14 protein-coding genes are annotated in these 13087 nt (G+C 66.7%); 11 read left to right on the top strand and 3 right to left on the bottom strand.

The window, feature by feature from the left end:
- Nucleotides 1-6 precede the first annotated feature (6 nt).
- The 6 genes from GQR91_RS03075 (at nucleotide 7) to GQR91_RS03050 (ending at nucleotide 4417) form a co-directional block, all read left to right on the top strand.
- Nucleotides 7-591: an ABC-type transport auxiliary lipoprotein family protein gene (locus GQR91_RS03075; RefSeq protein ID WP_149681121.1), complete on the top strand. Its 585-nt coding sequence runs from the start codon at nucleotides 7-9 to the stop codon at nucleotides 589-591.
- Nucleotides 592-698: 107 nt separating this feature from the next.
- The gene (locus GQR91_RS03070) at nucleotides 699-1214 is read left to right on the top strand and encodes a CinA family protein (RefSeq protein WP_149681120.1); all 516 of its coding nucleotides are present in this window, start codon (nucleotides 699-701) and stop codon (nucleotides 1212-1214) included.
- A gap of 138 nt (nucleotides 1215-1352) precedes the next feature.
- Nucleotides 1353-1931 carry an SRPBCC family protein gene (locus GQR91_RS03065; protein ID WP_249042510.1) on the top strand — a complete coding sequence of 193 codons (579 nt, stop codon included), beginning with the start codon at nucleotides 1353-1355 and terminating at the stop codon, nucleotides 1929-1931.
- A 4-nt stretch (nucleotides 1932-1935) separates the two neighbouring features.
- Nucleotides 1936-3117, top strand: coding sequence for a zinc-dependent alcohol dehydrogenase (locus tag GQR91_RS03060; protein WP_112381420.1), 1182 nt, complete (start codon nucleotides 1936-1938; stop codon nucleotides 3115-3117).
- A 13-nt stretch (nucleotides 3118-3130) separates the two neighbouring features.
- Nucleotides 3131-3916: an SDR family NAD(P)-dependent oxidoreductase gene (locus GQR91_RS03055; protein ID WP_149681118.1), complete on the top strand. Its 786-nt coding sequence runs from the start codon at nucleotides 3131-3133 to the stop codon at nucleotides 3914-3916.
- 15 nt (nucleotides 3917-3931) lie between these two features.
- Nucleotides 3932-4417, top strand: a complete 486-nt coding sequence (locus tag GQR91_RS03050; protein WP_235903848.1) for a DUF4142 domain-containing protein — start codon at nucleotides 3932-3934, stop codon at nucleotides 4415-4417.
- Nucleotides 4418-4423: 6 nt separating this feature from the next.
- Here GQR91_RS03050 and GQR91_RS03045 read toward each other — a convergent pair whose 3' ends face one another.
- Complete coding sequence (locus tag GQR91_RS03045) at nucleotides 4424-5257, bottom strand: HpcH/HpaI aldolase/citrate lyase family protein (protein WP_149681117.1); 834 nt, start codon at nucleotides 5255-5257, stop codon at nucleotides 4424-4426.
- 85 nt (nucleotides 5258-5342) lie between these two features.
- Here GQR91_RS03045 and GQR91_RS03040 point away from each other — a divergent pair, with 85 nt between their 5' ends.
- From GQR91_RS03040 to cyoD, 5 genes are read left to right on the top strand one after another with little or no spacing between them, the layout of a single operon-like run.
- Nucleotides 5343-5771: a hypothetical protein gene (locus tag GQR91_RS03040; RefSeq protein ID WP_149681116.1), complete on the top strand. Its 429-nt coding sequence runs from the start codon at nucleotides 5343-5345 to the stop codon at nucleotides 5769-5771.
- A gap of 38 nt (nucleotides 5772-5809) precedes the next feature.
- Nucleotides 5810-6679, top strand: a complete 870-nt coding sequence (gene cyoA, locus GQR91_RS03035; protein WP_149681115.1) for a ubiquinol oxidase subunit II — start codon at nucleotides 5810-5812, stop codon at nucleotides 6677-6679.
- Nucleotides 6676-8688, top strand: coding sequence for a cytochrome o ubiquinol oxidase subunit I (cyoB, locus tag GQR91_RS03030; protein ID WP_211368560.1), 2013 nt, complete (start codon nucleotides 6676-6678; stop codon nucleotides 8686-8688). Before cyoA ends, cyoB begins: the two co-directional genes overlap by 4 nt.
- Nucleotides 8685-9332, top strand: a complete 648-nt coding sequence (locus tag GQR91_RS03025; protein ID WP_149681114.1) for a cytochrome (ubi)quinol oxidase subunit III — start codon at nucleotides 8685-8687, stop codon at nucleotides 9330-9332. Before cyoB ends, GQR91_RS03025 begins: the two co-directional genes overlap by 4 nt.
- Entirely contained in the window at nucleotides 9329-9739 is a 411-nt protein-coding gene (gene cyoD / locus GQR91_RS03020) for a cytochrome o ubiquinol oxidase subunit IV (RefSeq protein ID WP_149681113.1), read from the top strand. The genes GQR91_RS03025 and cyoD overlap by 4 nt, the downstream gene beginning before the upstream one ends.
- A 7-nt stretch (nucleotides 9740-9746) precedes the next feature.
- Here cyoD and treF read toward each other — a convergent pair whose 3' ends face one another.
- Both treF and glgX read right to left on the bottom strand, forming a co-directional pair.
- Entirely contained in the window at nucleotides 9747-11273 is a 1527-nt protein-coding gene (gene treF / locus GQR91_RS03015; RefSeq protein WP_149681112.1) for an alpha,alpha-trehalase TreF, read from the bottom strand.
- Nucleotides 11270-13039 carry a glycogen debranching protein GlgX gene (gene glgX, locus GQR91_RS03010; RefSeq protein WP_375781588.1) on the bottom strand — a complete coding sequence of 590 codons (1770 nt, stop codon included), beginning with the start codon at nucleotides 13037-13039 and terminating at the stop codon, nucleotides 11270-11272. Before glgX ends, treF begins: the two co-directional genes overlap by 4 nt.
- Between the last annotated feature and the right edge of the window lie 48 nt (nucleotides 13040-13087).

The following is a 13087-nucleotide window of genomic DNA, read 5'->3' as shown; positions in this document are numbered from 1 at the left end:
GCCGCCATGAAGAAGACGCTTCTCTGCCTGGCGGCGATGCTGCCACTCGCCGCCTGCATACGTTTCGGTGCCGAACCGCCCCCCTCGCTGATGACGCTGAGCGCGCAGACCGCGGTGCCGGTCGGGCAGGAGCAGGATTCAGGCGCGGCCAAGTCGATCACCATCCAGGTGCCGGCGGTGCCCCAGGCGCTCGCCAGCGGCCGGGTGCCGGTGCAGGTGTCGCCGACCTCCATCGCCTATATCAAGGATGCGCAGTGGTCAGAGCCGCCGGCACGGCTGTTCGCACGGCTGATGTCCGATACGGTTGCGGCGCGGACCGGTCGGGTGGTCCTGTCCACCAGCCAGTCGGTGAGCGATCCGGGTGCGCGGCTGAACGGCGAATTGCGCGCGTTCGGCGTTGAAGAGGCGACGCGCGAGGCGGTGGTGACGTTCGATGCGGCGCTGACCCGCGTCGGGCAGAGCAATGTCGAGAAGCGCCGTTTCGAGGCACGGGTCCCGGTGACGGCGATCGATGCACAGAATGCCGGGCCGGCGATCAACCAGGCGGCCAATCAGGTGGCCGTGCAGGTCGCGGACTGGATCGGCCGCTGATCCTGCCGCCTTGGCAGGTAACATATTGATCGTGAACAATTCCGCCGCAACCTGAGGCGGGGCGCTTCCGTTGTCGGGCAACAGCCTGACAGTGGGAGAGCAGAAGCATGAGCGAGACCCTGGCATCGGTGCCGGATGCCGTCGAGGCGGCGGCGAGACGCGTGCTGGAGGCGGCATGCGCGGCGGAGCGGTCGATCGTCACCGCGGAAAGCTGTACGGGCGGTTTGCTGGCATCGTTGCTGACCGATGTGGAGGGCGCGAGCCACGCGTTCGAACGCGGCTTCGTCGTCTACAGCGAAAAGGCGAAATGCGAGTTGCTCGGCATCGCGTCCGACAAGATCGACCGCTGCGGCGCGGTCAGCCGGGACGTGGCGGTGGCGATGGCGGAAGGGGCGCTCGCCTATAGCCACGGCGACATCGCGGTGGCGATCACGGGGTTCGCCGGGCCGGGTGCACCGGGTGACGAGCCGGGGCTGGTCCATTTCGCCTGTGCGGTGCGCGGCGGCGAGGCCGATCATCGCGAGGCGCATTTCGGCGATATCGGGCGCGGGCCGGTGCGGCTGGCCTGTCTGGGGGTCGCGCTGGAGATGCTGGAACGACAGCTTAGCCCCACAGCATCGTGATCTGGATCAACTTTCCAGGTCATTGAAACTGATTGAGATCATGTTTCGGGTGATATTTGCTCGATCGTCGGAACCGATGGGGTCGACCACGCGGTTGGATGCTCATCTGGCAATCCGGAGGACCCGATGGGTGACGATATGGCAACTCGCCAATCCGACGATGCGCCGCTGGCCGCATCGAAACGCAGCGATGCCGCGGCCGCTGCCATTGCCGATCTGATCGAGGGCAAGGGCGGCACGATCATCGGCCGTGCGGTGACGATCAACCGTCCGGTCGGCGAAGTGTACAGCTATTTCCGCGACTTCAACAATCTGTCGACCTTCATGGGCAATGTGGAGCGGATCGATATCCTGGACGATGCCCGCTCGCACTGGGTGGTGAAGGCACCGGCCGGCAAGACGGTGGAATGGGACGCGCGCGTCACGCAGGAGGAAAAGGACCGGCTGATCGCCTGGACGTCCGAGCCCGGCGCGGACGTGGAGAATTCCGGCGTGGTCGAGTTCCGCGATGCAGGCCCGCGCGGCACGGTGGTGACGGCGACGATCGTCTATGATCCGCCGGCGGGCGTGATCGGCAAGCTGGTCGCCAAGGTGTTCCAGCGCGAGCCGGCGATCCAGGCCCGGCGCGACCTGCGCCGCCTGAAGCAACTGCTGGAAACCGGCGAGATCGCCACGGGCGCGCATACGCACGCCGAACTCGAACAACGAAAGGGTTGAGCCGATGCGTGCACTCACCTGGCACGGCAAGCACGACGTCCGCATGGACACGGTTCCGGACCCCGAGATCCTGAACCCGCGCGATGCCATCATCAAGATCACGTCCACCGCGATCTGCGGATCGGACCTACATCTGTACGACGCCTATATCCCGACACTGAAGGCCGGCGACATACTGGGCCATGAATTTATGGGCGAGGTGGTCGAGACGGGTCCCAAATCGACCTTGAAGAAGGGGCAGCGGGTGGTGGTGCCGTTCACCATCTCGTGCGGGAGCTGCTACCATTGCGGCAAGCACCAGTATTCGGCGTGCGAGAACAGTCTGCCGGCCGATAACCAGGACATCTCGATGGAGCTGTACGGCACGCCGATGGCGGGCCTGTTCGGCTACAGCCACATGACCGGCGGCTATGCGGGCGGTCAGGCGGAATATGTCCGCGTGCCGTTCAGCGATGTCGGGCCGATCGTGATCCCGGACGGGGTTTCGGACGACAAGGTCCTGTTCCTGTCCGACATCCTGCCCACCGGCTGGCAGGCGGCGGAATATGCGCAGATCGAGCCGGGCGATACGGTGGCGGTCTGGGGCTGTGGCCCGGTCGGGCTGTTCGCGGTGCAGTCGGCGTTCCTGATGGGGGCCGAGCGGGTGATCGCGATCGATCATTTCCCGCACCGGCTAGAGTTGGCCAAGAGGTTCGGCGCAGAGACGATCAACTTCGAGGAATCAGCGACCTATGAGGCGCTGATGGAGATGACCGGCGGGATCGGGCCCGATGCGGTGATCGACGCGGTCGGCCTGGAGGCGCATGGCCTGTTCGTCGACAACGTCATCGACCAGATCAAGGCATCGACCTTCCTCGGCACGGATCGGCCGCATTCGATCCGTCAGGCGATCATCGCGTGCCGCAAGGGCGGGCGCGTGTCGATGCCGGCGGTCTATGGCGGCTATGTCGACAAGTTCCCGCTGGGCGCCTTCATGGAAAAGGGGCTGACGCTGAAGACCGGGCAGACGCATGTCCAGCACTACATGCCCGCCCTGCTGAACGCGATCATGGAAGACAAGATCGATACCGAGTTCATGATCTCGCACCGCATGCCGCTGGAGGACGCCCCCAAGGGGTACAAGATGTTCCACGACCAGCAGAACGAAGTGACCAAGATCGTGCTGAAGCCCGGCATGACCGCCTGAAGGAGACAAGAGGATGGCTGACAAATTCGCGATCGTCACCGGTGCCTCGACGGGCATCGGGTTCGAGCTGGCGACGCTCGCCGCCAAGGATGGCTATGACCTGATCGTCGTCGCCAACGAGAACCTGATCGAGGCAGCCGCGACCGACCTCCGCCAGTTCGGCACGCAGGTGCAGGCGGTGGAGGCGGACCTGTCGACGCTGGAAGGCGTGGACAGCGTGCTGGCGGCGGCGGGCGGGCGGCAGATCGACCTGCTGTGCGCCAATGCCGGGCACGGACTGGGCAAGGGCTTCCTGGACCAGGAGGTGAAGGACTGGCGCCTGGTGGTCGACACCAACATCACCGGCACGCTGTACCTGCTGCAAAGGGTTCTGAAGCCGATGGTGGCGCGGGATGCGGGCAAGGTGCTGGTGACGGGGTCGATCGCCGGCTTCATCCCCGGCAGCTTCCAGGCGGTGTATAACGGCACCAAGGCGTTCATCGACAGCTTCGTCGCGGCGATCCAGGACGAGTTGAAGGATGCCAAGGGCGTTACGCTGACCAACCTGTTGCCGGGGCCTACGGATACCGAATTTTTCGCACGTGGCGACATGATGGACACCGATGTCGGCACCGACCCCAAAAAGGACGATCCCGCCAAGGTGGCCAGGGACGGATGGGATGCGTTGATGTCGGGCAAGGCGTCGATCGTGTCGGGCTGGAAGAACAAGCTGCAGGCCGCGGCGGCGCATATCGTGCCCGACGCCGTACTCGCCAGCCAGCATCGTGGCATGGCCGAGCCCGGCACCGCAAAGAACTGATAACAGGAGGAGAAGATGAGGATGCTTCGCATGATGACCGTGGCGGCCCTGGTTGCCGCCGTCCCGACCGCCGCGTTCGCGCAGACGGTGACCCCGGCTCAGTTCGTCGCCAAGGCAGGCGCCAGCGACCTGTACGAGAAGGAGTCGAGCCAGCTCGTCCTACAATCGACGAACCCGAAGATCCGGACCTTCGCCCAGTCGATGATCCGCGATCATTCCAAGAGCACCGCAGATGTGAAGGCGGCAGCGACCAAGGCGGGCGTGCGGCCGGCGCCGCCCAAGCTGGAGCCGATGCAGGCCGACATGGTCGCCAAACTGCGCCAGGCGTCGGGCACGCAGCGCGACCAGCTGTACGTCCAGCAGCAGAAGACCGCGCATCAGAAGGCGCTGGCGCTGCATCAGGGCTATGCCCAGTCCGGCACCGCCGCACCGTTGAAGGCGGCGGCGGGGAAGATCGCGCCGGTCGTCCAGCATCATATCGAGATGCTGAACGGGATGTGATGCCGGTCAGGCGAGCGCCAGCAGGCGCTCCGCCTGCGCGAGATGGAGCCGCTCCACCATCTGCCCATCCAGCCTGATCGCGCCAAGCACGGCATTGGCAGGATCGGCGAAGGCGGCAACGACGGCCCGGGCCCAGGCGATCTCGTCGGGGCTCGGGCCGAACGCCGTGTTGGCGGGTGCGATCTGTGACGGGTGGATCAGCGTCTTGCCATCGAACCCCAGCATCCGCCCTTGCGCGCATTCGGCACCGAGGCGATCGCCGTCGTCGAGCGCATTGCACACACCGTCCAGCACGATCAGGCCATAGGCGCGGGCGGCGACCACCATCTGGACGAGTAGCGGCATCAATGCGGCGCGAGCCGGATCGGCAGGCAACCGCATTTCCTTGGCCAGATCGTTGGTGCCGGCGATCAGGCCTTCCAGACGTAGCGCAGGGGTGTCCGCGCAGAGATCGGCAAGGGCCAGCACGCCGCAACAGGTTTCGATCATCGCCCATAGCGGCGGCCCCTCCTCGCCGAGCAGCGCGCGGGCGCGGCGTGCGGCCGCCGGCCCATCGACCTTGGGAAGCAGAACGGCATCGACCGGGGAGTCACGCAGCGCGGCGCAGTCGACCTCCCCCCACGGCGTATCGAGGGCGTTGGCCCGGATGACGAGCCGGCGCTCGCCAAAGCCCTGCGCCGCCGCCTCCAGCGCAGCCGCGCGGGACTGCGTCTTGGCATCGGGCGCGACCGCGTCCTCCAGATCGAGGATCACCACATCGCAGGGCAGGGTGCGCGCCTTGGCGATGGCGCGGGGGTTGGAGGCGGGGAGGAACAGGGCGCTGCGGTGGGGGTGGGGCATGCGGGCAGCATAGGTTTGTGGGTGGCGCGGGGCTAGTATGGCAGATGGGGTGTCGCCATCTTCGCGGGCAGAGGGGGGATGCGCGATGCTGTTGATGGTGATGCTGTATCTGTGGGGGCTGCTGATCATGGTGCCGGACACGCCGGTGGGCCGTGCGGTGCATCGCTGTCTGGTGGAGGCGTCGGCGAGAGTGTTGCTGCGGGTGCAGCGGGCGCATGTGATGCTGGGGATCATCGTCGCGACCGTGCTGCTCGCGGGATGGATGCTGGAGGCGGACGAGATCCGCATGGTGCTGATGGCGGCGCCCGACATCATGGGGCTGGCGCCGTGGATCGAGATGGGGACGCTGGCCGATCTGGTTGGGGTTCTGGTGGGGGCGTCGGTGCTGGGGCGGATGCGCGGGATGAGGCAGTGGGTGCGGGCTCGGCTGGGGCGAGGGCAGAGGCGGCAGCGGCGTGCGCGGGGGCGGCGGGACGACGAGCCTGGACCGGTCGCCAGCCTGGCCTGGGCGTAGCAGGGAACGAACGACGCGCGGCATCGTTGACGCGCGGAATGACCGCGCCCCCCCGTCTTGGCAGCGTGCCCGCGCTGTGCCTGTTGGCGCTTGTCGGCTGTCGTTCGGGTGTGCTCGATCCGGCGGGGCCCATCGCCGCTGGCGAGCGGTCCTTGCTGTTCAATTCGCTGGCGATCATGTTGATGATCGTCATCCCCGTGATCGTGATGGCGATCGGCTTCGCATGGTGGTTCCGCGCGAGCAACGAACGGGCCAAACATCTGCCGAAATGGGCCTATTCGGGGCGGCTGGAACTGCTTGTCTGGTCGATCCCGGCGCTGGCGATCATCTTTCTGGGCGGGATCGGCTGGATCGGCAGCCACGAATATGATCCGCCCAAACCCATCGCATCGCGTGCACGGGCGATGACGGTCGAGGTGGTATCGCTCGATTGGAAATGGCTGTTCATCTATCCCGAGCAAGGCATTGCGACCGTCAACCGGCTGGTCCTGCCGGTGGGCGTACCGGTGCGGTTCCGCATCACCTCCGCCACCGTGATGAACAGCTTCTTCGTGCCGCAACTGGGCAGCCAGATCTATGCGATGGCGGGGATGGATTCGACGCTGCACCTGCGCGCCGACCGACCGGGACGGTATCGCGGGCTGTCCGCGCATTATAGCGGCGAGGGATTTGCCGACATGGATTTCATCGCGCAGGCCGTCCCCCCTGCGGCCTTTGCGCAGTTCGTGGCGGCGGCGCGGGGGCAGGGGCCGGCGCTGGACTGGCCCGGCTTCGTGGCCCTGAACAAGCAGAGCACGGATGTGACGCCCTATAGCTACCGTGCGGTGCAGCCGCGGCTGTACGACATCATCGTCGCCCGCTCGGGTGCGCCGGTGAGCGAGACCGCGCATGACGGGCGGGAGCATTGAGCGTGCTCGGCAAGCTGGGCTGGGACGCGATCCCGTTTCACGAGCCGATGCCGCTGATCGCGTTCGGCGTGGCGGTGACGGGCATCTTGGCGCTGCTGATCTGGACGTGGCGCGCCGGGCACTTCCCCTATCTGTGGCGCGAATGGATCACCTCGGTCGATCACAAGCGGATCGGGGTGATGTATTGCCTGCTGGCCGGCGTGATGCTGCTGCGTGGCTTTTCGGACGCGCTGCTGATGCGGTCGCAACAGGCGATCGCGCAAGGGAATGGCGGTTATCTGCCGCCCGAGCATTACGACCAGATATTTTCCGCGCACGGCACGATCATGATCTTCTTCGTGGCGATGCCGTTCATGATCGGGCTGATGAACTTTGCTGTGCCGCTGCAACTGGGCGTGCGCGACGTGGCGTTCCCGACGCTCAATTCGGTCAGCTTCTGGCTGACGGCAAGCGGGGCGCTGCTGCTGAACCTGAGCCTCGTCATCGGCGAGTTCGCCAAGACGGGGTGGCTGGTCTATCCGCCGCTGTCCGAACTGCGCTTCTCCCCCGGTGTCGGCGTCGATTATTATCTGTGGTCGCTGCAGATATCGGGCGTCGGCACGCTGTTGTCGGGGGTGAATTTGGTCACCACCATCCTGAAGATGCGTGCGCCGGGCATGGGCTATACGCGCATGCCGATGTTCTGCTGGACGTCGCTGGCGTCCAACCTGTTGATCGTGGCGGCCTTCCCGATCCTGACCGCGACGCTGGCGATGCTGATCCTCGACCGGTATCTGGGGTTTCACTTCTTCACGAACGAACTGGGCGGCAACCAGATGATGTTCGTGAACCTGATCTGGGCCTGGGGGCATCCGGAGGTCTATATCCTGATCCTGCCGGCGTTCGGGGTGTTTTCCGAGGTGGTCTCGACCTTTTCGGGCAAGCCCCTGTTCGGATACCGGTCGATGGTGATCGCCACCATGGTGATCTGCATCCTGTCGTTCATGGTGTGGCTGCACCATTTCTTCACCATGGGGGCAGGGGCGGACGTCAACGGCTTCTTCGGCGTGACGACGATGATCATCGCGGTGCCGACGGGGGTGAAGGTCTTCAACTGGCTGTTCACCATGTATGGCGGACGCATCCGCTTCACCTCGATGATGCTGTGGTCGATCGGGTTCATCGTCACCTTTGCCATCGGTGGAATGACGGGCGTGCTGCTGGCGATCCCGCCAGCCGATTTCGTGCTGCACAACTCGCTGTTCCTGGTCGCGCATTTCCACAATGTCATCATCGGCGGCGTGCTGTTCGGCGCCTTTGCCGGCTTCACCTACTGGTTTCCCAAGATGTTCGGCTTCATGCTCGACGAACGCTGGGGCAAGCGGGCGTTCTGGCTGTGGCTGTCGGGTTTCTACCTCGCCTTCATGCCGCTCTACGTACTGGGGCTGATGGGCATGACGCGGCGGATGCAGCATTATGACGTACCCGAATGGCAACCCTGGCTGATCGCGGCGGGCGCGGGTGCGCTGCTGATCGCGGGCGGCATCGCGTGTCAGGTGATGATGCTCTATGTCTCGATCCGCGATCGCAAGCGGCTGATCGACGAAAGCGGCGACCCCTGGGACGGGCGGACGCTGGAATGGATCACCGCCTCGCCGCCGCCGACCTTCAACTTCGCCGCACTGCCCGACGTGACGGGCGAGGATGCCTATTGGGAACTGAAGTCCAAGGCGCGCGAGAAGAAGGTGTTGAGCGAGCGGCCGGACTATGAGCCGATCGAGATGCCGCGCAACTCGCCGACCGGCATCATATGCGCCGTGTTCGCCACCGCGATGGGCTTTGCGCTGATCTGGCACATCTGGTGGATGGTGATCGCCGGCTTCCTGGGGGCATGGGCGACCTTTGTCGTCTTCGCATGGCGGGACGAGCCCGAATATGTGATCTCTGCCGACGAGGTGAAGCAGCAGGACGATGCGCGGCGCCAGGGCAAGGCGACGCTGTTGGACCTGCCCGAAGAGGCCGCGACATGAGCGGCGCGGCCGACGCCAGCCGGCATGGCGACCCGCACAAGCTGGGGCATGGCGAGCGCCCGGCGAGCGAGCGGGGCCCCGCGCCCAAGCGGATCGTGGTGTCCTACGGCTTCTGGATCTTCCTGCTGTCGGACTTCATCATGTTTTCCGGCTTCTTCGCGGCCTATGCGGTGCTGGTCGGCGAGACGGCGGGCGGACCGACCGGGCGCGACATCTTTGAGGTGCCGCTGGTCGCCACCGAGACGGCGCTGCTGCTCGCCTCCAGCTTCACCTGCGGGCTGGCGGGAATCGCGATGCTGGCGGAGAGCCGGCGCTGGTTCCAGGTCGCGATGGCCGCGACCGCGCTGTTCGGGTTCGGCTTCCTCTGCCTGGAGGCCTATGAGTTCCTGCACCTGATCGGGGAAGGGCATGGGCCGTCGCGCAGCGCTTTCCTGTCCGCCTTCTTCGCGCTGGTCGGGTGCCACGGCGTGCACGTTACGCTGGGCCTGTTGTGGCTGACGACGATGATGGCGCAAGTCTGGGCCAAGGGATTTCGCGAGGATATCGCGCGGCGGATGATGTGCTTCAGCCTGTTCTGGCATGCGCTGGACATCGTCTGGGTCGCGCTGTTCACCATGGTCTATCTGATGGGAACGCACGGATGAGCGACACCCGCACCCAGGACAGCGGCAGCGGCGGGCTGGACGAAACCCCGCAGGACGACAAGGCGCCCGGCAGCCGGTCCGCCGAGCATGACATTCCGGCGGCGCTGCGCAGCTATGCGATCGGTTTCGGACTGGCGGCGATGCTGACCGCGGCGAGCTTCTATGTGGCGACGAGCGACCTGGTATGGGAGCCGGGCATTCCGGTCGCGCTGGTCGCGCTGGCGATCGGCCAGATGGGAGTGCACCTCGTCTTCTTCCTGCACATCACGACGGGGCCCGACAATACGAACAACGTGCTGGCGCTGGCGTTCGGCGTGTTGATCGTCGGGCTGGTGCTGATCGGATCGCTGTGGATCATGAACCATCTGGATCACAACCTGATGGGCCATGGCTTGATGCAACCCTAGCGGAGCGTCAGCGCTCCGCCAGCAGGGCGCGGGTGACGCCGTTGGTCCAGCCGAAGCCGTCCTGATTGGGATATTCGCCGCCGCCGCCGGGGCGACGTTCGCGCACGTCATATTTTTCCAGCAGCTTGCCGCTCGATGCATATTCGCGCTGCACCGAGGCGAGCCATGCCGCCTTGATCCGGTCGGCGGGGGCGGCGTGGCCGTAGCGGCGCAGGCCCTGGATCGCGATCCATTGCAGCGGTGCCCAGCCATTCGGATCGTCCCATTGCTGGCCGCTGGCGGTCAGCGTGGTACGCAGGCCCCCCTGACCGATAAAGGGTGCGAGTGCCTGGGCGGTGGCGGTCGCCTGGTCCGGGCTGGCCGCGCCGACGAACAGCGGAAAGGCCATGGCGGCCGTGCGGGCATCGGCCGGGCGACCGGTGTCGAGATCATAATCGGCGAAATAGCCGTTCGGGTTCCACATCAGCCGCCGGATCGCAGCCTCGCGCGCAGTGGCGCGGGCGGCGAAGTCGGTGGTGCAGGCGGTGTCGCGCAGGGTGCGGCAATTGTCGGCGATGGCGCGCTCCATCCCCAGCATCAGGCTGTTGAGATCGACGGGCGCCAGCCGCGTGGTGCGGATGGTGGCAAGGGTGCGACCGTCCGCCAGCCAGCGCGAGGAAAAGTCCCAGCCGCTTTCCGCCGCCGCGCGCAGGTCGCGGTAGAGCTGCCCGGCGTCACGGTTCGGGGTGGCGGCGGCCAGTTCGGCATCCTCGCGGTAGCTTTCGTCGCGCGGATCGGCGCGGTCGTCCCAATAGCGGTTGAGGAGCGTGCCATCGGCGAGGCGCACGGCGCGGGCATGCTGCTCGCCGGGCTTCAGCCGATCGGCGTCGGCCATCCAATAGGCGTGTTCGGCGCGCAACTGACGGGTGCGGGTCGCCAGCGTCTTCGCATCCCTCGACATCGCCTGGATCAGGTAGAAGACGGGTGGCTGCGAGCGGCTGAGATAATAGGTGCGCGTGCCGTTGGGGATATGGCCATAACGGTCGATCAGGCTGCCGAAATTGCGCACCTGATCCTCGACCAGATCCTGACGCCCGGCCAGCGGCAGGCCGAGCATCGAGAACCAGCTGTCCCAGTAATACATTTCGCGGAAGCGTCCGCCGGGCACGACATAGCGGTGCGGCAGCGTCAGCGCGGACGAGCCGGGTGCGACCCTGGTGGTGACGCGGGTGAGTTGCGGCCAGAGCCGGTCGATGTGCTGCGCGATGGGCAGGCGTTGCTGGGTGGTGCCGCTGGGTGTGATCGGCAGGGTGAAGTTGGCGAGGACGAAGGCGCGCAGCTTCGCCTTGTCGGTGGCGCAGTCGCAGGCGCGGTAGGCGGCGAGGATCGCGCGGTCGCCGCGGCGGGGCTCGGCATCGGCAAAGGTCTTGGAGTCGGGAAAAAGCTGCGCCATCTGCACGTCACGATAGAGCGCGCCGTAGCGTTGGGCCGGCGACAGCGGGGTGGCGGCCAGCGCGACCAGGGTGAGCGGCAGCAGGGCGAGGCGGGTCTTCAAGGGCGGCTCTCCAGCAGGGTGGCGCGCGACAGCGTCACGCGGGCATTCGGTCGATCGATGCGCAGGACGAGCGTTTCCGTCGCCATCGGGAGGCGCAGGACGAAGCCTTGTGCATCGGCCCAACGCTCCGGCGTCATCGGTCGGTCCGACAGGTCGCGCCAATCGGCCGCCGCCAGCCATGCGGGATCGGCGAGCGGCGTGCCGCGGCGGAAGGCGGAGAGCGCGGCGACGAACGCCTCAAGATCGGTGTCCCGGGCCGTCCAGTCGATCCACGTCGTGGCGTTGTCCTGGGCGTAGGCATTGTTGTTGCCGTGCTGGCTGCGGGAGAATTCGTCGCCGGCGGTGAGCATGGGGGTGCCCTTGGAGGCGAAGAGGATGGCGAGCAGGGCGCGTGCCGAGGCGTCGCGAGAGGCGCGGATGGCGGGGTCGTCCGTCGCGCCCTCGGTGCCGTGGTTCCAGGCGATTTCGTCGGCATGGCCGTCGCGATTGTGTTCGCCATTGGCGTGGTTGTGGCGGTGGGCGTGGGCGAGCGTGTCGGCGAGGGTGAAGCCGTCATGCGCGGCGAGGAAGTTGACGGAGCGGGTGGCGGCGCCGGAGAAGAGGTCGGACGAGCCGGCGACACGGGTGGCAAGCGTGCCGGCGGCGCCGTCACCGCGCCAGAAGCGGCGAACGTCGTCGCGGTAGCGGTCGTTCCATTCGAGCCATGTGTCTGGAAACTGGCCAAGTTGATAGCCGCCCGGGCCGATGTCCCAGGGTTCGGCGATCATGAGGCGGGAGGCGAGGTGGGGATCGGCGGCGAGGTCGGTGAAGAGGGGCGCCTGGGGGTCGAAGCCGGGGTCGCGGGCGAGGATGGGGGCGAGGTCGAAGCGGAAGCCGTCGACACCGGCGCGGGCGAAGTGGCGGAGGGTGTCGAGGATCAGCGCGCGGATGTGCGGGCGGCCGGTGGCGAGCGTGTTGCCGGTGCCGGTGTCGTTGATGAGCGTGCCGTCGGCCGTGGTGGCGTAGGCTTCCGGGTCGTAGCCGCGAAAGGAGAGGGTGGGGCCGTGGATGTCGCTTTCGCCGGTGTGGTTGAAGACGAGATCGAGGATGGTGCCGATCCCTGCGTCTCGCAGCGCGGCGACCGTGGCGACCAGTTCGGCGACGCCGCCAGGGACGAGGCGTGGGTCGAGCGCCATCGGCACAACGGGGTTGTAGCCCCAGGCGTTGGTGAGGCCGAGGGTGCCGAGATGCCGTTCATCGATCCAGGCGGTGATCGGCATGAGTTCGACCGTGGCGACGCCGAGCTTTTGCAGATGGGCGACGATCGCGGGGTGGGCGAGCGCGGCGAGCGTGCCGCGCTGCTCGGGTAGCACGTCCGGATGGCGCATGGTGAAGCCGCGGACGTTCAGTTCGTAGATCAGGCCACCGGGCTGGAACAGGCGGGGCGGAGGCGGGGCGGTGAGGGGCGGCGTCAGGATCGCCCTGGGGACGATATCGGCGGTGTCCTCGCCGTATGTGGAGAGGCGGGGGGAGTAGGTGAAGGGGGCGTCTAATTCGCGTGCGTGCGGGTCGACCAGGAGTTTGGCGGGGTCGAACCACTGGTTGTTTGCGGGGTCGTAGGGGCCGTGGGCGCGGTAGGCGTAGCGTTGGCCCTCCGGCAGGTCGAGAGTGATGGACCATGTGGCCTCGCCGGTGCGGGTGAGGGGGTGGCGGGTCTCCTGCGGGCTGGTGAAGAGGCAGAGGTCGATGCGCTCGGCGGTGCTGTGAAGGTGGAAGGTGTGTTGCATTCTCATCCTCGTGCCGGGGATGAAGGGGCAAGCAGTGTTGCGCTTCGT

Origin of the sequence: Sphingomonas carotinifaciens, from assembly GCF_009789535.1 — a bacterium.
In the GTDB taxonomy this organism is placed as follows: domain Bacteria; phylum Pseudomonadota; class Alphaproteobacteria; order Sphingomonadales; family Sphingomonadaceae; genus Sphingomonas; species Sphingomonas carotinifaciens.
Note: the sequence above shows the minus strand (reverse complement) of the source record. Positions and strands in the feature narration are given on the sequence as shown.